This is a genomic window from Pseudorhodoferax sp. Leaf265 (genome assembly GCF_001422365.1).
Classification (GTDB): domain Bacteria; phylum Pseudomonadota; class Gammaproteobacteria; order Burkholderiales; family Burkholderiaceae_C; genus Pseudorhodoferax.
The window spans coordinates 152,840-171,593 of the sequence record NZ_LMMT01000008.1 but is presented as its reverse complement, the minus strand read 5'-3'; the positions used below and the strand labels follow the sequence as shown (position 1 = coordinate 171,593).

Annotated in this window: 19 protein-coding genes; 12 read left to right on the top strand and 7 right to left on the bottom strand. The window is 64.8% G+C overall.

Annotated elements, in window-relative coordinates; translation table 11 throughout:
* Positions 1–630: 630 nt before the first annotated feature.
* From ASF45_RS09820 to ASF45_RS09795, 6 genes are all read right to left on the bottom strand, one after another.
* Entirely contained in the window at positions 631–1,254 is a 624-nt protein-coding gene (locus ASF45_RS09820) for a tyrosine-type recombinase/integrase (RefSeq protein ID WP_056660721.1), read from the bottom strand.
* Positions 1,255–1,743: 489 nt separating this feature from the next.
* Entirely contained in the window at positions 1,744–3,273 is a 1,530-nt protein-coding gene (locus tag ASF45_RS09815; protein WP_063887627.1) for an acyl-CoA synthetase, read from the bottom strand.
* Complete coding sequence (locus tag ASF45_RS09810; RefSeq protein WP_056660717.1) at positions 3,270–3,587, bottom strand: YdhR family protein; 318 nt, start codon at positions 3,585–3,587, stop codon at positions 3,270–3,272. Before ASF45_RS09810 ends, ASF45_RS09815 begins: the two co-directional genes overlap by 4 nt.
* 1 nt (position 3,588) lies before the next feature.
* A complete protein-coding gene (locus ASF45_RS09805) occupies positions 3,589–4,572 on the bottom strand; it encodes a tripartite tricarboxylate transporter substrate binding protein (RefSeq protein WP_056660713.1) in 984 nt (327 codons plus the stop codon).
* 34 nt (positions 4,573–4,606) lie between these two features.
* Positions 4,607–5,698, bottom strand: coding sequence for a Zn-dependent alcohol dehydrogenase (locus tag ASF45_RS09800; RefSeq protein ID WP_056660710.1), 1,092 nt, complete (start codon positions 5,696–5,698; stop codon positions 4,607–4,609).
* A gap of 14 nt (positions 5,699–5,712) precedes the next feature.
* A complete protein-coding gene (locus tag ASF45_RS09795) occupies positions 5,713–6,579 on the bottom strand; it encodes a VOC family protein (protein WP_056660707.1) in 867 nt (288 codons plus the stop codon).
* 178 nt (positions 6,580–6,757) lie between these two features.
* On the opposite strand from ASF45_RS09795, the gene ASF45_RS09790 reads away from it, so the two are divergent.
* The 4 genes from ASF45_RS09790 (at position 6,758) to ASF45_RS36920 (ending at position 9,233) form a co-directional block, all read left to right on the top strand.
* Complete coding sequence (locus tag ASF45_RS09790) at positions 6,758–7,534, top strand: TetR/AcrR family transcriptional regulator (RefSeq protein ID WP_235580867.1); 777 nt, start codon at positions 6,758–6,760, stop codon at positions 7,532–7,534.
* A 197-nt stretch (positions 7,535–7,731) separates the two neighbouring features.
* Positions 7,732–8,352: an AMP-binding protein gene (locus ASF45_RS36825; protein WP_255357783.1), complete on the top strand. Its 621-nt coding sequence runs from the start codon at positions 7,732–7,734 to the stop codon at positions 8,350–8,352.
* Complete coding sequence (locus ASF45_RS36820) at positions 8,322–9,002, top strand: AMP-binding protein (RefSeq protein WP_255357782.1); 681 nt, start codon at positions 8,322–8,324, stop codon at positions 9,000–9,002. Before ASF45_RS36825 ends, ASF45_RS36820 begins: the two co-directional genes overlap by 31 nt.
* Before the next feature lie 24 nt (positions 9,003–9,026).
* The gene (locus ASF45_RS36920; protein ID WP_369802112.1) at positions 9,027–9,233 is read left to right on the top strand and encodes a hypothetical protein; all 207 of its coding nucleotides are present in this window, start codon (positions 9,027–9,029) and stop codon (positions 9,231–9,233) included.
* On the opposite strand, the gene ASF45_RS35155 is transcribed toward ASF45_RS36920, so the two are convergent.
* A complete protein-coding gene (locus ASF45_RS35155; RefSeq protein WP_156472930.1) occupies positions 9,195–9,455 on the bottom strand; it encodes a hypothetical protein in 261 nt (86 codons plus the stop codon). The genes ASF45_RS36920 and ASF45_RS35155 overlap by 39 nt on opposite strands.
* Before the next feature lie 316 nt (positions 9,456–9,771).
* Between ASF45_RS35155 and ASF45_RS09780 the strand changes: the two genes are divergently transcribed.
* The 8 genes from ASF45_RS09780 (at position 9,772) to ASF45_RS36915 (ending at position 18,432) form a co-directional block, all read left to right on the top strand.
* Complete coding sequence (locus ASF45_RS09780; RefSeq protein WP_056660704.1) at positions 9,772–11,019, top strand: FAD-dependent oxidoreductase; 1,248 nt, start codon at positions 9,772–9,774, stop codon at positions 11,017–11,019.
* 7 nt (positions 11,020–11,026) lie between these two features.
* Positions 11,027–12,229 carry an MFS transporter gene (locus tag ASF45_RS09775; protein WP_056660693.1) on the top strand — a complete coding sequence of 401 codons (1,203 nt, stop codon included), beginning with the start codon at positions 11,027–11,029 and terminating at the stop codon, positions 12,227–12,229.
* A gap of 13 nt (positions 12,230–12,242) precedes the next feature.
* Positions 12,243–12,884, top strand: coding sequence for a TetR/AcrR family transcriptional regulator (locus ASF45_RS09770; RefSeq protein ID WP_162243983.1), 642 nt, complete (start codon positions 12,243–12,245; stop codon positions 12,882–12,884).
* A gap of 177 nt (positions 12,885–13,061) precedes the next feature.
* Entirely contained in the window at positions 13,062–14,252 is a 1,191-nt protein-coding gene (locus ASF45_RS09765) for a carbohydrate porin (protein WP_056660687.1), read from the top strand.
* A 195-nt stretch (positions 14,253–14,447) separates the two neighbouring features.
* Positions 14,448–15,902 (top strand): APC family permease, encoded by a 1,455-nt coding sequence (locus ASF45_RS09760; RefSeq protein ID WP_063887630.1) that lies wholly within the window; start codon positions 14,448–14,450, stop codon positions 15,900–15,902.
* 106 nt (positions 15,903–16,008) lie between these two features.
* Positions 16,009–16,488, top strand: coding sequence for a flavodoxin domain-containing protein (locus tag ASF45_RS09755; protein ID WP_056660681.1), 480 nt, complete (start codon positions 16,009–16,011; stop codon positions 16,486–16,488).
* Positions 16,481–17,680 carry a cytochrome P450 gene (locus ASF45_RS09750; protein WP_056660678.1) on the top strand — a complete coding sequence of 400 codons (1,200 nt, stop codon included), beginning with the start codon at positions 16,481–16,483 and terminating at the stop codon, positions 17,678–17,680. Before ASF45_RS09755 ends, ASF45_RS09750 begins: the two co-directional genes overlap by 8 nt.
* Before the next feature lie 71 nt (positions 17,681–17,751).
* Positions 17,752–18,432 carry a LuxR C-terminal-related transcriptional regulator gene (locus ASF45_RS36915; protein WP_056660672.1) on the top strand — a complete coding sequence of 227 codons (681 nt, stop codon included), beginning with the start codon at positions 17,752–17,754 and terminating at the stop codon, positions 18,430–18,432.
* Positions 18,433–18,754 lie beyond the last annotated feature (322 nt).

Below are 18,754 nucleotides of genomic sequence, written 5' to 3'. Positions count from 1 at the left end.
CTGCCGCAAAAAGCAGCAGGTTAGGGTTCTTACGTGGGTCAGATTTGGACGGAAATTACCTGTGGCAGTGGGTCAGTTCTGCGTGGAAATCAACACTTCAGCGGCTCCGACCAGCATCGACCCATGTCTGTGACCGCTGATCACCGTGGGCGAGAAGATGCCGTGTGCGCTCAGATTGCTGTCCAGCATCGTCATCTCTTTCCGAGTCTCCACCGAAACTTGGGCACAGTTACCGCTGCCGGACGCCACGCGGAGCCGCCGGGTCGATAGTTCGAACGCCTGCTTTCAGGCGCTGAAGACGGGCTCTGCTAATTCGGCGTTGGTCGCAGAGCGCAATCCGTCCCCGCCAAGAGCAGTCGCTCGTCAGGGTTGAGCCGGTGGTCGGTTTTGACCGACCGGTGTCGGTAGTACAGCGGACCGACGCGCCAGTCGATCGTGAGTGGCGGGTCTCGCACGCGGCGGTCACCCAGCGATGAAATTTCAAGGTCAGCAACCAGTCTGGTGCGGCCATCCGCGGATCCGCGTTGACCGACAGCAGATGGCCGAGAGCGTCGCCGCGGCCATGCCCCACATAGCCGTCGTCGAGCGGCAGCCGCCTCGGCTTGATGCAAAGGCAGCCGCTGCGGCTACTCAGATCTCTGTCTGCTCGGAAAGCTCGAGGGCGTCATCGACCTCAATGCCGAGGTATCGCACGGTCAATTCCAGCTTGGAGTGCCCGAGCAACAGTTGCACAGCACGCAGGTTCTTCGTGCGTCGATAGATCAGGGTCGCCTTGGTCCTTCGCATCGAGTGCGTCCCATAGTCCGCGCGGTCGAGGCCCAGCTCTGTGACCCAGTGGCCAAGAATCCGGGCGTACTGCCGCGTTCCCAGATGTGGCGACTCATGAAGCCGGCTGGGGAATAGGAAGTCGTCCGACCTCAGTCCAGCCTGCTTGATCCACGCCGCCAGAACCTCTCGGGTAGCGGCTGTGATCTCGAACTGGACCGGGCGCTGCGTCTTGTGCTGCAGGACGATGGCGCGTGCGGCAACTTGTTCACCATGGCACACGTCGCGAACCTTCAGGGCAACGAGGTCGCAACCGCGCAGTTTGCTGTCAATCCCGAGATTGAAGAGAGCCAGCTCGCGGAGCCGGCCTTCCATCTGGAGGCGAACGCGCAGCGCCCAAATGTCCTTCAACTTGAACGGTGCCTTCTGCCCCACGATCTTGCCCTTGTTCCACGGCTCGTGGTGAGTCGCGTTGCTTCCGGTTTCCATGATGGTCTCCCATCGAGTTCAGGGCCTCATAGGATGCTCCTGGGTGTCAGCGACCGCCCGGGTTGCCCCCTCTGACCAGCAGATCAGAAAGGCCGCATTCAAGCGTTCCGGCGCGTAGGCGCTATCGGCCAGGAGCAGCCGCTCAACTGCTCGCCGCGACCCTGATTCCACTGGGAGTATGCAGAGCGCGGAAACAACGACCCAGTTCTCCATGAACTACACAAACGCTCATCTACTTACAGTAAATCAAGTGACCGCTTGGCGTAGGACCAGTCGTTGGAGCGAGACATCACCTGCGATCCGCGACGAATTGATCAACAACTTCCATCGTTGGTAGGCCGGCTTCAAAGCGTTGACCGACGTGCAGAAGTCGGAAATGCCATCGCCGCCGACACGTAGCGATCAAGGCCGGGTGCAGCGATGTCATGGTTGATGGTTCGGCCAGACCGCTGGAGCAGCTACGCGCACCAGTGGTGCGGACTTTTGAACTCAGATCTTCCTGCCCAGCCCTTCCCAGAACGGCTCGCGCAAACGCCTCTTGAAGATCTTCCCGCTGTCCTCGCGAGGCAGCTGCGCGTGGAACTGGAACAGCCTTGGAATCTTGTAGCGCGCCAGCCGCGGCTCCAGATGTGCACGTAGCTCATTAGGTGTCACCTGCGCACCCGGCAACAACTGGACCGCTGCTGCAAGGGACTCGCCGAACTCTTCGTCCGGGATTCCGAACACCGCGCAGTCCTGCACGCCGGGGCAGTCGGCCAGCACCATTTCCACTTCCGCCGGGTACACGTTGGCGCCGCCGGAGATGACGAGGTCAGAGCGCCGGTCGCATAGGTACAGATGCTCGTCCCGCAGGTAGCCGATGTCGCCGATCGAGATGAGGCCATCCCGCTCCACCTCGGCGCGTTTGTCGTCGTGGTTCAAGTAGGTGAAGTCGGCATAGGCCGGCACCCGCATGTAGACATCACCCGCTTGCCCGTCTGGCACCGGGCGCCCATCGTCACCATAAACAGCGATCTGGGCACCCTTGGTCGCAACGCCGACCGAGCCCGGATAGGCCAGCCAATCGCTCGGTGTCGAGAGCGTCGCGGCACCGACCTCGGTGCCGCCATAAGTCTCGTACACGATGGGGCCCCACCACTGCATCAATGCCTCCTTGATGTCGCGCGGACAGGGAGAGCCGGAATGTGTCACCCATTTCAAAGAGCTCACGTCGTAGCGGTCGCGCACCTCCTTCGGCAGCTTGAGCAGCCGGATGAACATGGTCGGCACCATGACGGCGTTGCAGATGCGGTGCTTCTCGATCAGTGCGAGCGTCTGCTCCGGGTCGAATTTGGACTGCATCACCAATACCTCTGCGCAGGCCAATGCGTGTCTTGCATAGACGTTCGGCGAGGCGTGGTACATCGGGCCGCAGATCAGCGCCCGAATACCGGGCCGAAATCCATAGACCTCGGCCATCAGCTGCTCAAGACTGCTGGTCTGCGCAGGCGTCGCCGGTTGGCGCAGCACGCCCTTGGGCCTGCCGGTCGTCCCGGACGTGTAGAACATGGTCGAGCGGCTCGCGCGCGGCGCGGCGTTCCAAGGCAGGTGGCGCATGCACCAGTCGGCCCAGGCGATGTCACCAGGCTGCAGTAGCCCAGCTACCGGTGTAAGCCCATAGCGTATCTGCACAGACGCCGGCGTGGGCACGACCAACACGCGGATCCAGCCGGGCAGCCGCGCGCGCAACGGCGCGAGCAGGTCTGCATGCGCTATCAGCACCTTGGGCCTGGCGTCCTCCAGCACGTAAAGGATCTCATCGACCGTGGTGTGCCAGTTCAGCGGAATGGCGTAGGCACCGATGGCGCTCGCTGCGCGCATCGCCTCCAGAAAAGCGAAGTCGTTGCGCAGCAGCAGGGCAACGGCGTCGCCTTCGCCGAAGCCCATTTCACCGAAGCCCGATGCAGCGCGGCTGGCATGCGCCAGCACGGCATCGCGCGTCGTTTGCAGGTCGTCCAGGAAGATCGTCGGCTCTGTCATGACCGCGGTGCTCCAAAGACGGAGCCGGCCTCGTTGTCGATGGCGATTGGGCATTCGAACCATTGCAGCTCGAACCTGCCGAAGCGCGACGTGGCACGGGCGACCATCTCGGCGTTGAAACAATCTTGCGCGCTCTGCCGACTGTCAAAGCTGTATATGCCTCCACCCTCCTGGCGATCGGCGTCGTAGATGTAGAGCTTGCGCAACAGCCCCGGCACAGAACGGTAGTGTGGAACCGTCTCGGCCATGGCCGTGGTGAAGGCATCCCACGTCGTGTCGGAGGGCAAGGGGAAAGAAGACTGCACCACGATCACGCTAGCCCACCTTCAGGTTGAGTTGCCGGATCAGCTTGCTCAGCTTGACCGATTCGTTGGTCATGCGCTTCACAAAGGCCTCGGTGGTGGTCGGCGCAGGCGTGGCGCCCGCGGCGTGGAGCCGCTGGACCAACGCGTCTTCGGCCAGGATCCTGCCGACCTCTTGGTGGATGCGCGCAAGGATCGGTGCTTGCAGTCCGGCCGGCCCCCCCAAGCCTGCCCACACCGCGAGATCGAAGTCCCGCAGCAGCGGGTCACTCTCTACAAGGATGGGCACGCTCGGGAACATGGTGCTGCGGGTCGGCATCGCCACCGCCAGCAGCTTCAACGCGCCGCTCTTGATGTGGGGCCCGAAAGTCGCCACCGTGTCGAAGGACAGCTGAATCTGCCCTGCCAGCAAGTCCTGCACGGTGCCAGCGCTGCCCTTGTACGGGATGTGCACGATGCTCGTCCCGGTCAGCGCCTTGAAGACCTCCATCTGCAAGTGCGTCAACGAACCGTTGCCGCTTGAGCCGTAGTTCAGGCGGCCGGGATTGGCTTTCAGGTACTTAATGAGCTCCGAGACATTGTCGACGGGTAGCTCCGGCCGAACGACTAGCAGGATCTCCAGGTTGAACAGCTGCGCGATAGGCGTGAAGTTGCGTAGCGGATCGAGCGGAAGAATGCCGAGCGCCGCATTGGCGATCATCGACGAGCCCAGCATGCCGATTGTGTGCCCGTCCGGCGCCGCGCGCGACACGTACTCGTAGGCGATGGCTCCACCCGCACCCGGCTTGTTTTCCACGATCATGGGCTGGCCAAGCGCCTTGCCAAGCCGGTCGGCCACCGCGCGCGCAATGGCGTCTGTGGGACCTCCCGGAGCAAAGGGGACGACCAGCGAGATTGGCCGCGTCGGCGCCCAGGCGTCCTGGGACAGGACCGCGGATGCCGCGGTAGAGGCGGCGGCGAACGCAACGAATGTGCGCCGGCGGATGGGTTGATGCATTGCATGTCTCCAGTATGTGGGGTGAGGCGCGTTCTCAGGCGCCTTCGAAGGTGATGACGGTTCGCATCGCTTCGCCGGTCTCGAAAGCCGCGAAGGCTTCCTCCACGCGGTCCAGTGGCAGGCGGTTGCTGACCATGGCGTCCAGGTCCAGCCGCCCCTGGCGGTACAGGTCCAGGTAATAGGGCATGTCTACCTGGAAGCGGTTCGAACCCATGAACGAGCCTGTCACCTTGCGTTCGCGCAGCAGGCCGCGCGCGTCGATGGAAAGCTTCTGCCCTGCCGGAATGGCGCCCACGAGCACGGCCATGCCACGCTGGGCCAGGCTCTCGTAGCACTGCGACAGCAGCCGGGTGCTGCCCACGGCGTCGAACGCATAGTCAACGCCGTCGCCGGTGAGCTCCATGATGGCCTCGACCGGATTCGCAGTGGAGGCATGCACGGTGTCGGTCGCACCGAAGCGGCGTGCGCTCTCGAGCTTGGACTGCACGATGTCGACCGCGATGATCTGGCGCGCCCCCGCAATGCGGGCGCCCTGCACGATGGAACTGCCCACGCCACCGCAGCCGAACACTGCCACGCGCGAACCAGGGGCAACCTTGGCCGTATTCAGTGCAGCGCCGACACCTGTCAGCACTGCGCAGCCGATCAATGCGGCCCGGTCCAGCGGAATGTCCTTGTCGATGGGAACGAGCGCGCCACGAGGCAGCAGCATGTACTGGGACAGAGCGCCCAGATCTGAGAAGGCGAGCAGCTTGCTGCCGTCCTGGCTCAGGCGCGGCGGAGCACCGCGCGGGCGGCGTGCCGGCGCACGGTTCATGCAAAGGTGGGGCGCACCCGACAGACATTGCTTGCAGGTCCCGCACGCGATTGCGTTGCACGCGATGACATGGTCCCCGGGCTTGAGGTCGGTTATGCCACTGCCAACCTTTTCCACGACGCCGGCCGCCTCGTGTCCCAGCACGGCGGGCACCGGAAAGTGCGGCATAGACCCTTGTTTGAAATGCAGGTCGCTGTGGCACACACCGCATGCCACTGTGCGCACCAGCACCTCGTTGTCCATGGGATCGTCGACGACAATCTCCTCCACCGAAACGTTGGCGCCGTAGCTGCGCAGGATGGCGCTCATAGATCGCACGCCCATCACCGCACCTCGTCAGGTTGGTGGAAGCCCACCGTGGTGCCCAACGCCTGAGCAGGCGAAATGAACAGCGTGCGCCCGGCATGACGTTCAGTCGCCAGGCCCGCTCCGCGCAGGAACGCCTCTGCCCGCTCGATGTCCTTGACCTGGAAGGTCATGCCGAAGACGCCCTCGCCGAAATCGCCGTAGCGCGCGTCGGTGGAATCGACCAGGTCCACGATGGTGTCGCTGCCAACCTGCAAGGCGGTGCCGCCCTGTCCCGGCAGTGGCGGCACCTCTCGCGCCCCCAGCACCTCCTGGTAAAAGCGCGACGCAGCGACGCGGCTGCGTGTCGTCATCGTGATGCGCAGCGCGCCGCCAATTCCCAGCGGGTGCCGCTCGAGCCAGTAGGTGGCCGACCAATGCCGCTGCACGCGCGGGTCGGTGGTGGTCTCCAGATTCAGCCGCGCGAACTCCAGCGGGCCAAAGCTGTCCTTAGGGTGCGTCCATACGTACTTCGCCTCGGCAGCCTGCTCCCTGGATTCGATCGGACGGCCCGTCACATCTACGAGGCGCACGCCATGCGCGCGCAATACCTCTACGGCGTGGTCGAGGTCATCGACGTACCAGGCGATCGAGTGCAGCCGCGAACCGAAGCGCGCCCGGAAGCGCCCTAGTGGCGACTCGGCCGCGCCAGGCTCCTGCGACAACTGCACCGGCTCGACAACGGTGGCGTCGCCGATGGCCAGCAACGACGCGTGCCGCATCGCCTCCTTCATGTAGCCACGATAGAAGCGACAGGGCGCGAAATGGTGGTTGTACCAGCGGTCTGCCTCGTCCAGATCGTCCACGATCTGTGTGAGATGAAACAGCTTCTGAACTGCAAACAAGGGGATCCTCTCGGGTGAGTGTCTGTTCCAAAAATCTTACGTCGCAGCAATATTTGGAGTCAATGATGATCTCAAATATTCGATTGGTGGAAACCCTCATTTGCTGCTCAGACCGGACAAGAGTCTGGAACACATCCCGTTAAACTTGGAGTCGATGCTGACTCCTTTTCACAAGCCTGTGAGTGTCTGGATCAAGGCCCAGGACACAATGGCGCGGATGCAGCCGGCGGTCAGAACAGGCGCAGCCGGCAACCCTCAAGGAGTCACCATGCCATCCGCCGCAGCCATGCCCGCCGAAGCCGCACCCAACACTGAGCGGCCAGCCGGCGGCCGGTACAGCCGCGGCACCCACGCCGCGCGCCGCGAAATCACGCGCAGCAAAGTGTTCGAAGCGGCCATTGCGTGCCTGCACGAGAGCGGCTACGCCGGGGCCAGCACGCTTGCCGTGGCCAAGCGGGCCGGCATCAGCCGCGGTGCCCTGCTGAAGCAGTTCGCCACCAAGGCCGACCTCTATGCACGACTGCTGGAGTGGCTGCTCGACGGCCTGCGCGAGGAGACCCTGGGCTATGTGCACGGCTTCCCGGCCGGGCTGCCGCGCGTCATGGCCTGGCTCGACTTCACCTGGGAGCTGTACAAGCAACCCCGCGCCTTCGCGGTGCTAGAGGTGATGCTGGGCTCGCGCGCGGACCCGGATCTAGCTGACCAACTCGACAAGGTAGGGCGCTCGCGCCAGCAGATCGAGAAGCAACTGCTGACGCTGGAGTTCGACGCGATGAAGGTAGTGGACACGCACACCGCAGGCGTGGCCTTCCTCCAGATGTTCGCCACGGTGCGCGGCCTCGCCGTGGAGCGCCTGATCAACAAGCGCAGTTCTTCGCTGGACGCGGCCTTCCAGATGCAGCGCCGCCAGACAGAGACCTTTTTGCGCTCCCTTGCACTGCCTGCCTCCAGCTGACCGCCGCCAACCGTTCGGCCGAGGTTGGGAATTCAGGAATCTCAATTGATTCCTTTTTCTGGAAATTCAGCATTTCCCCTATGCAGACGAAGCATTGAATCTCGCAAACTTTGGAGTCAAGTGTGATTCCAAAGTGTGCCGATTTGACACCTTATCCGCGGCACTCTCGGTCCATGTACTTTGTGGAGAGTGCCGCGATGGCTTGCTACTTGGGCGACCACGCCCGTCTCGTTACCGACAAAGCGGCGGTGGTCTGCGCTGAAACCGGTGCAACGCTGAGCTATCGGGAGCTCGACGACCGATCCAACCGACTTGCCCAGTACCTGCACGGGCTGGGCTTGCGCCGAGGCGAGCGTATTGCCGTCATCCTGGAAAACAACATCCGGTTCTTCGAGATCGCCTGGGCGACGCTGCGCTCCGGGCTTCTGCTGACCACCGTCAACCGGCACCTGACCGCAGACGGAGCCGCCTTCATCGTGAACGACTGCGACGCACGCCTGGTGATCTCGTCCTCAGCGGTGGGCGAACTCGCGCATGGCATCGCCGGGCAACTCACGCGATGTCCACACCGCCTGTCGATGGATGGTGACCTCGACGGATGGGGCAGCTACGAGCAGGCTTTGGCGACCAGCACGGCCGAACCCCTGGCCGAAGAGTGGCTGGGCGGCGCCATGCTGTACAGCTCGGGAACTACGGGCAGGCCTAAGGGGGTGGTGCGCGAGCTGCCCATGCGCAAGGTCTGGGAAGGGCTGGAGCCGATCCGGGCCGCGATGATTTCGCGCTTCGGGTGGCGAGCGACGCCGTCTACCTGTCTGTAGCCCCGCTGTACCACGCTGCGGCGCTGGGCTACGCGACCAATCCGCACTTCGTGGGCGGAACGACGGTCTTCATGCGGAAGTTCGACGCCGAAGCCGCACTGCATTGCATCGAGCGCGATGGCATCACCCACAGCCAGTGGGTGCCGACCATGTTCGTGCGGATGCTCAAGCTGCCCGACGACGTACGCGAGCGCCATGACCTGTCCAGCCACCGTGTGGCCATTCATGCCGCAGCGCCCTGCCCCGTGGAGGTCAAACAGCGCATGATCGACTGGTGGGGCCCGATCCTGACGGAGTATTACTCTGGGACGGAAGCCAATGGCCTCACGGTCATCGACAGCGCCCAGGCAATGCGCAAGCCGGGTTCGGTCGGCCAAGCAGTCGTCGGGACGCTGCACATCAGTGGCGACGACGGCGCCGAGCTGCCTGCCGGCGAAGACGGCCAGGTCTATTTCGCGCGCGAGTTACAGCCGTTTCGGTACCACAAGGACGAGGCCAAGACGCGCGCTGCGCAGCACCCACGCCACCCCAACTGGACCACGCTGGGCGACATGGGCCATGTGGACGCGGACGGCTACTTGTTCCTGGTCGACCGCAAGGACTTCATGATCATTTCGGGCGGAGTCAACATCTACCCGCAAGCCGTGTAGAACGCACTCGCACTGCACCCCAAGGTGGCGGACGTGGCAGTGTTCGGCATCCCCGACGCCGAGATGGGCCAGAGCGTGAATGTTGTGGTCGAGCCGCGCCGGGCATCACGCCTTCGGCCGATCTCGGTGCGGAACTGCTGGCGTTCATGCGCACGCGGATCGCAGGCTTCATGGTTCCACGCGTGCTGGAGTTCACCACCCGCATCCCCCGCACCGCCACCGGCAAGCTGAACAAGCGGGCACTGCGCGCCGACGCAACACATCCGAGGCCTTGCAGGTGACCGGGTTCAGCTTGAAGTCCACGCTGTGCCTGATCTCGTCGCGCACTAAGGCGAAACAGGCGGCGGCGATCTCCCGATCCGTGGACCTGCCCTGGGCCAGGTCCTTCGCCAGGGCCCGGACAGCGGCATGGTCGTGGTCGATGTACTGGCTGGCTGCGAGGTAATTCTGCATGGCGAGGGGGTGGTCTGGCGGTGAGCGCGCCGCCAGCATACCCATGACCGGTCAATCGTCCGCCAGCCGCTGCCAGACCTTTGTGCACCGAGACGGCTCCGTCTGGCCCTGTGGGCCACACCGTGCTTTACGCGGAGCGCGCCAGGGAGGGGCGTTCCTGCGCGCAAATGGTGCGCCAGGCAGAAGTTTGGCTGGCACGCGGCTTGCTGATCGCATGGTGTCGCGTCATGCCCTTTCGAGGTCGCATGTCTAGGAGCCATCGGCTCATTTTTTTAACCCATTTCTTGCGAACGGCCGTTCGTTCGCACCCCCCCTGATGATGTACCGCACCTGCACCGTAGCAATCATTGGAAGTGGCCCCGCGGGCTGCTTCACCGCGCAGTTCCTGGCCAAGGCCCTGCCTGCTGCGGAGATCACCGTGTTCGAGGCGCTGCCCGTTCCGTACGGCTTGGTGCGCTTCGGCATCGCGGCCGACCACCAGGGCAACAAGGGCGTCATCAACCAGTTCGAACGCATGTTCTCGCAGGGGCGGGTGCGCTTCCTGGGCAACACGCGCATCGGCGATGCCGTGCTGCTGCAGGACATCCGGCGGAACTTCGACGTCGTGGTCAAGGCCACCGGGCTGAGCGAGGACAAGCCCTTCGCGCTGCTGTCCGGGAGCCGCCACGTGGTCGGCGCCGGCCGGCTGCTCCGGGCCTTGAACAGCTACCCGTTTTCGCGCGGCGAGCGCGCATCGCTGGGCCCGTTTGGCAAGCACATCGCCGTGATCGGCAACGGCAACGTCGCCATGGATGCCGCCCGCCTGCTGGCCAAGACCGCTGCCGAACTCGTGGGCTCGGACATCCACGACCCGACCTTCCATTCGGTCGGCGCCTCGCGGATCGGCGCCATCGACGTGATCGGGCGCTCGGAGATCGGGCGTGCCAAGTTCGACCTGTCGATGCTCAAGGAGCTCATCGCGCTGGAGCGTGTCAGCGTCGGCATGCACGGCGTGGCCGACGACGACCCGTGCGAGGCCGCGCAGATCCTGCGCGCCGCGGCGGCCCGGTCTTCAACGAACGGGCTGCAGCTGGACTTCCACTTCAACACCGAGCCGCTGCTCGTCGACGAGCGCGCCGATGGCGCAAGCCTGCGCCTGATCGACAAGGCCCGCCAGACCTCGTGCGAGCGCAGCTACACCAAGGTGGTCACCGCGATCGGCTTCGAGGAAGACCGCACCACCGCCTGCGGCGATGCAGACGGCGTCTACAAGGTCGGCTGGGCGCGCCGCGGCCCGACCGGCACGGTGGCCGAGAACCGCAAGGATGCGCGATTGGTCGCCGACCAGATCATTGCCGACCTGCAGGCCGGCGCCATCCAGCCCGGAAAACCCGGCCATGCGGTCATGGAGCCCCTGCTGGCCGGCCGCGCGGTCAGCTTCGCGCAGTGGCAGGCCATCGACCGGCACGAACGCGAGGCGGGTACCGGGGAGCGCTGCCGCGTGAAGATCGACAACATCCAGCACATGCTCGACGTGGCCGCGGCGGTCGGCGCGCAGCCCGTCCCCCAGGTGGCCCTTGCCTGAAGCCAGCATGTCCTCGGACCAGGCCATCGGCAGCGGCACCCGCCGCGTGATCGAATTGGCGCTGGCGCTGGGTTGCTTCGCCATCGCCACGTCGGAATTCGCGCTGGTCGGCCTCATGTCCAACCTGGCCCAGGAGCTGGGGTTCACGTTCCAGCAGGTCGGCCAGCTCGTCAGCAGCTACGCCGTGGGCGTGGTGGTCGGCGCGCCGGCCATGGTCCTGCTGGGCGCGGCTTGGCCGCGCAGGAAGGCCATGCTGGTCCTGCTGCTGCTCTGCATCGCCGGCAACGGCGCCTTCGCGCTGTGCAGCGGCTACTGGGAACTGATGGCCGCACGCTTCGTGGCCGGCCTGCCCCATGGGGCGTTCTTCGGCATGGCCTCCGTGGTCGCCGCGTCGTTCGCCGCGCCGAACGAGCGTGCGCGGGCCATCAGCCGGGTCATGGCCGGGGTGACGCTGGCCATCCTGATCGGCACTCCGTTCGCGGCATGGTTCGGCGAGGTCGCGCACTGGCGTGCCGTCTACTGGAGCATCACCGCGCTGGGCGTCGCCGCCTGTGTGGCGCTGGCTCTGGTGCTGCCGGCGCAGTCGGGCCGCGCCGGACCGTCGGCACGGCAGGAGTTCCGCGCCTTCAACATCCCGGCGGTCTGGCTGGCGCTGGCGGTGGCGGCCATCGGCTTCATCGGCACCTTTGCGGTGTTCAGCTTCCTGGCCCCGGTGCTGCAGCATGTGGCCAGGGGGCCTTCCGCGGCCATGCCCTTGCTGCTGGCCCTGTTCGGCCTGGGCGCTTTTCTGGGCAACCTGGTGGGGGGCTGGGGCTACGACCGGCTCAACAAGACTGCCATCGTGCTCTCGCTGTCGTTCAACCTGGTGGCGCTGCTGGCCTTCCCGTTCCTGGCGCAGACCGTGCCGCTGCTCGGCCTGGGCATGTTTCTCGTGGGGGCGACGGTCGCGCTCTCGCCGATCCTGCAGGCCCATTTGATCGAGGCCGCGCCGGCCGCGGCCAACCTGGCCGCGTCCTCCAACCATGCGGCCTTCAACATCGCCAATGCACTCGGCCCCTGGCTGGGCGGGCTGGCGATTGGCCAGGGCCTGGGATTGGTGGCGCCGGCCTACGTCGGCGTGGCCGCCGCGGCATGCGCACTGGCCCTGTGTGTGCAGGGCATCGGCTTCGGCCAGGCCGGCAACAGATTTCGCAGCCGGAAAGTTTCTTGAGGAGAAGATGAACATGCACCATATCGGATTGATGAAAGCGGGCCTCAAGAAATACCTCGGTGCCTTCGACCAGGTGGGGCTGACCGGCGGCAAGCAGAAAATCATCGCGGCCTTTCTGCAGCTGTCGGCCCAGGAGGGTTACTCCTCCGTCACCATGCGCCGCCTGGCGACTATGGCGGGACTCAAGGCGTCGACGATCTATTCGCATTTCTCCGGCGGCCGGGACCAGATTCTCGCGGACAGCCTGCGCAGCAACTACAACCTGTTCGCCCTGGCGGTCCACGATGGCATTGCCAACGCCAAAACACCGGGCGAGGCCTTGCGCCAACTCGTCGAGGTCCATTTGCGCCAGCAACTCACGCGCCCCGAAAACGACATGTGGGACATGCTGGTCGCGACGGACCGCTTCGGCCACTTTCTGCAGGATGCCTTGCGCGCCGAGGTGGACGAGTGGTTGAAATTCTGCGATTTCATGTACGAGGCGATCTTGCTCGACCTCGGTTGCGAAAATCCCCGGACGCACGCCGGATTCATCCGGGTGGCGCTCGATTCCTGCCATGGCTGGTGGAATTTCTCAGGCTCGGAAGAAAGCATCCTGGCCTGCATCGATTTCTCGATGGACATGATCCGGCGGCAGACCTCCATTTCCGCCTGAGCATACTCATATCCGCCCGGCACAGCCTTGGTGCAGCGGCTTCGAGCCGCACCAAGTTCTGCCTTCACAATCATCCTTCGGAACGACGCCAGAAAATCTCAAAAATTTAGAGTGGACCCTGTCAGCAATTGGCTGAATTCATGGGGTAGCACGGTGAGAAAATTCTGGATCACGGCAATGTCGACACTCGCGATCGGTTATTCGGGGCAGGGCTTCGGCATGGATCTGTACGGTTATTTCCGTACCGGGACGGGCAGCACGAGCCATGGGGGAACCCAGCAGTGTTTCCAATTGCCGGGTGCCGATTCCAAATACCGCCTGGGCAACGAGTGCGAGCAGTACGGCGAGTTCGGCCTGCGGCAGGAGTTCGCCAAATTCGAGGACGGCTCGTCGCTGGAGTTCAGCGTCATGCCCGGGCTCCAGGCGCGCTACGGGCGGGATTTCGTCTTCCACGGCGAGACCGGCTACGCCCGCCTGATGGAGGGATACGTCCAGTACAAGAACGTCGGCGCCCTCGCCGGCGGCAGTGTCTGGGCAGGAAAGCGCTACTACAAGCGCAACCAGATCGACATCACCGACTACTACTACTGGAATCCGAGCGGCACGGGATTCGGCGTGGAGGATGTGAATTACGCCGGCCTGAAGTGGAGCTATGCCTTTTTCCGCAGGGATACCCCGTTCCAGCATACGTCCGTGACGCGGCACGATGTCAACGTGAGCGGCATTCCGACCAATGCCGATGGCGCGGTGGACATCGGTTTCAGCTACGTGCCGCGGACCGATGCCGTGAAGGATGGCGGTTGGTCCGTCTTTGCGCAGCACAAGCAACAGTCCTTCCTGGGCGGTGTGAATACCGTGGTCGCGGAATATGGCGAGGGTGCCGGTACCGGATTGGGCGCCGTGGCCACGGCTTCGACCAGCCGCGCCGACAGGATCTGGCTCGCGCTGGACAACCTGAATTGGGAATTCTCGCAGTCCTGGTCCGGCTCCGTGTCGGCTCTTTACAAGAAAACCAAGAGAGCGGACGGAACAGCATCCGACTGGACGTCTTTTGGCGTGCGGCCCGTTTATTCGTTCTCGGAGCACTTCAAATTCATCGTCGAACTGGGTGTGGACCGGGTCAAAACATCCGACAAGGATGCCAGGCTGACCAAATTGACGGTGGCGCCGACGTGGTCTCCCAATGGGCGGGCATTGAATGCGCGGCCGGAACTGCGCCTGTATTACACCTACGCGCGGTGGAACAAGGACGCTCAAAGCCTGGCCGACCAGATCAACCCGCAGACCGCCTTGTCGTCGACGGGGAGCTTCGGTGAAAACACCCATGGCAGTAATGTCGGCGTGCAGCTGGAGTACTGGTGGCCATGATGCAGAAATTCGTTCCGGGGCGGTGCAGCCGTCCCCGGTCTGGTGCATGGACCGGAATGGAGCTGGGGATATTTCATTCTTTAGGCGGATTTCCAGGACAAGGTGGACGCATAGCATTGGATGCGCGCCGAAGTAATGACTTTGAAGACTTCTGCGTGATTAATTCATTGGCCCTTGGCCATCATGGGACGCAACATGACTGCATCTGATCTGAAATCCGACCCGGGGGCGGCTGCGAAGCTGACGGGACACATGGGCGCCGTGGGTCTGGCACTGAGCGTGCTCGCGTTCTCCGCGCCGCTGACCACGGTGGCCGGCTACATCCCGGTCGCGCTGATGTTCGGCGGGACCATCAGTCCGCTCATCTTCATCGGCGTCATGGTGCTGATGATGCTGTTTTCGCTGGGTTACCTCACCTTGAACAACGAGGTGAAGCGCCCGGGCGACTTCTACTCCTTCATCAGCTATGGGCTGGGCAAGAAGTTCGGGCTCGGCTCCGGCCTGCTGGCCATCGTGACGTACTTTGTGATCCTGACCGGCGTGCCCTCGTACTTCGGCGTCGCATCGGCGGAGCTGCTGGCCGCGACGACCGGCATCGCAGTGCCCTGGTACTGCTTCACCTTCGCCTGCCTGGCCGCCATCGCGGTCCTCGGCTACCTGCACGTCGAGCTGTCGGCCAAGGTGCTGACCATCGTCATGGTGGCGGAAGTGGTCATCTGCCTGGCCTTCGGCATCACCGTGCTGCAGGGCGAGGCCGCACCCACGTACAGCACGGCCTCGATGGTCGACCTGGGCCGCCTGTTCACGAAGGACGCACCGTTCGCCATGCTGTTCGCGGTGTCGTTCTTCATGGGCTTCGAGGCGACGGCGCTGTTCCGCAACGAGGTGCGCGATCCGGCACGGACCATTCCGCGCGCGACCATCGGTGCGGTCCTCAGCATCGGCGCGCTCTACACCTTCGCGGCGGTCTCGCTGGTCTGGGCCTACGGTGGCAACGTGCAGTCGGTGGCCACGAACGCCCCGGCCTCGATGTTCATGGATGCGTTCGAGAAGCACACCGGCCCGGGCTTTCGCACCGCCATCGGCCTCTTGGTGCTGACCTCGGCCTTCGCGTCCAGCCTGGCCATCCACAACGTGCTGTCGCGCTACCTGTTCAACCTCGGCGGCGACGGCGCACTGCCGCGCTTCCTCAACCGTGTGCATGTGCGCCACGCCTCGCCCGCCGCGGCATCCGTCACCGTCTCCGTCGCCGTGGTCGCGGTGCTGTCGGTCGTGCTGCTGTTCGGCGCCAAGCCCGAGATCCTGTACGGACAGTTCTCCGGCGTCGGCACCGCGGGCGGCGTGATGCTGATGCTGGTGGTCAACATCTCCTGCCTGGTCTGGTATGTCCGCGAAGGCCGGCACCGCGGCGTGAGCTTCTGGAAGGCATGCGCTGCGCCGGTGGTGTCCAGCATCGGCTTCTTCGGGCTCATCACGCTGATCGCCACCAACTTCCACCTGCTGGTCGGCGGCGAGCCTGGCGAACGCACCTGGATGATCTACATCATCGTCGGCGTGCTGGCTGCCGGTGTGCTGCTGGCCAGCTTCTACGAGCGCGAGAAGCCCGAGGTGTACGGACGCCTGGGCAGCTGGCTGCCCGCCGACACCTGAAGCCCCGGAGCAGCGGCGCTGCTCCTTCCTCCAACCCTTCGTCTGCCCCCGTGCCGGTCTGCCGGCACGCAGGGCTTCCCTCCGATCCCCTCCCACAGGTCTCCCAATGAAAGAAGTACCGCACATCACGATTCTCTACGGCACGGAAAGCGGCAACGCCGAGATGGCCGCCGACGACTTCGCCGCAGCCGCCCAGGCCGATGGACTGCAGGCCGAGGTCGTCTCCATGGCGGACTTCGAGGTGTCGCAGTTGGCGGCGCTCGAGGTGCTGGTGCTGATCACATCCACCTACGGCGATGGCGAGATGCCCGAGACCACCTTGCCCTTCTACGAGAAGCTGCGGCAGCTGGCGCCGGCGCTGGCGGGCCTGCGCTTCGTCGCGTTCGGGCTGGGCGATTCCACCTACGAGAACTACAACCGCGCGATCGACGAGCTGGCGCTGAAGCTGTGCGCCTTCGGCGCCCAGCAGCTGGGCGAGACGGGCCGCCACGACGCCGCGCGCGGCCAGTCCGTGTCCGATGCCATCGGCGCCTGGTCCGCCACGGTGCTGCCGCTGCTGGCCTCGCGGGAGGTCTGCCATGCTTGATACCCGCGGCAACGTCCTGCTGGACCCCTACCTGCCCTGGGCCGACCTGGCCTTCCGCAAGAACCCCTACCCCTGGTACGCCCGCCTGCAGCAGGAGCAGCCGCTCTACCAGATCTCCGAGCGCGAATACATCGTCTCCACCTATGCCGACTACGTCGAGTTCGTGCGCCTGCCGTGCATGAGCATGAAGGAGCCGGACTGGGTCAAGCCGCACACCTGGCAAGTCTTCCTGGACAGCGTGCTGTACTACGACCCGCCGCGGCAGACGCAGCTGCGGCGCCACTTCAACCGGTGGTTCACGCCGAAGATGATCGGCGAGTGGGTCAAGCACACCCGCTCGGTGCTGGAAGAAGCCCTGGCCAAGGTCCCGGCCGACGGCCGCGTGGAGGCGCACCACCACCTGCTGGCCGTGCCCACGCACATCACCATGTGCCGGGTGTTCCAGGTGCCCGAGGACGACATCGATGGCGTGATCGAGAACGCACTGCGCATCGTGTCCGCGCAGTCGCCGGCCTGCACCGAGGAGGACATCGCCCAGTCCGTGGTCGGCTTCGACTACCTGTTCCGCCGCTGCCGGGAGATCATCGCGCAGAAGAAGCTCCAGCCCGGCACCGGTCTGACGGACGCCCTGATCGAGGCGCAGGCGCGCGGCGAGCTGACCGAGGCCGAGGTCGAGCAGACCCTGGTGAACTTCTTCTTCTCCGGGGCGCCCAATCCGAGCTATGTGCTGGCCTGCGCGCTGCACCATTTCACGCGCGATCCTGCGCTCTACCAGCTCTACAAGACCACGCCCTCGGTGCGCACCGCCATGGTCAACGAGTTCCTGCGGCTCTACCCGCCGGAGATGTCCTTCGCGCGCTACAACACCGAGGAGGTCGAGATCCAGGGGGAGCGGATTCCCGCGGGCAGCAAGCTGACCTTCATGACGGCGGCCGTGAACCGCGATGCCAAGGTGTTCGCGGATCCCGACCGCTTCGACCACACCCGCTCGATGCGCGAGAGCCAGCACCTGTCCTTCGGCATCGGCGCGCACAACTGTGCCGGCCAGCTGATCAGCCGTGCCGAGATCGAGACGGTGCTGACCTGCATCACGGAACGCTACTCGGCGATCGAGCTGACGGCCGAGCCGGCGATCCGCTACGACGACCGCATCATGAACTACCTGGACCTGCCGTTGCGGCTCGTGCCGTAGCGCACTGGCACATCAATTGCACATGGAAAAGGCGCGTGCCGGTGCATGCGCCTTCTTCTCCAAGCGGCACCATGCAACTCCACGAAAAACCAGATTGCCTCGAATTCGCCACGCGCACGGCCGAGTTCGCCAAGACGATGCTGGAATGCCCGGCCTGTGTGTTCACATGGATCGACGACAGCCAGCCCATCCCGCCCTGCGTCGACGCCGGACTCGGCCGGGACATGATCCGCAGCTACTATGACGTGTTCCGCGATGTCGACCCGATCGCGCCAGAGTTCCTGCTCAGCCAGCGGATCGAGGTGACCACCTTGCGAAGCGTGGCCGACCAGCGCTTCGGCACGCGTTTCGTGCCGTATGCGCAGTTCATGGCACGCTTCAATTTCGTCGACGATGCGGCGTTCGTGTTCCGCGCCGCGGGCCGGCCCATCGCGTTCCTGAACGTGCTGCGGCGCCACGACTCGCAGGACCTGTTCTCCGAGCACACGCTGCGCCAGCTGCATGGCTACATCGAGACCAGCCTGCTCAACCTGCGATCGCTGCGCACCTTCCAGATGCAGGAGCGCTGGGCCACCGAGTTCCGCCTGACGGCCCGCGAGATGGATGTCGCGGCCCTCGTGGCCACGGGGCTGTCCAACAAGGAGATCGCGGCCCACTCGCACATCGAGATCGTCACGGTCAAGACGCATGTCGCCAACGTCCTGGCCAAGCTCGGGCTGGAGAGCCGCACCCAGATCGCGTCCTTCGCGTAGCCGCCGGGCCGCCGGGGCCTACTCCAGGCGCGCGCCGCTGTCGTCGAGATCTTCTTCCAGCGCGGCTGCTCGGTGCGCATGAACTGCGCGAACCGCACACAGCGCGCGTCGTCGACGGTGTACGAGGGCGGGCCGGAGCCAGCGCGCCAATAAGCGGGGCCCCCGTCCGCGTTCCCTGCTGGAAGAGATCCTAGACGTGGCATCGAGCGCTCCCAGCCACCAATACCCTGCAATGGCAGGTGCTGGCCGTCGCCGGTGCGCACTTGGCAGCGTTGGGCGCCGCGTTGAGGCGCGCCTGCCGAGAGAACACGCTTCCCCCATC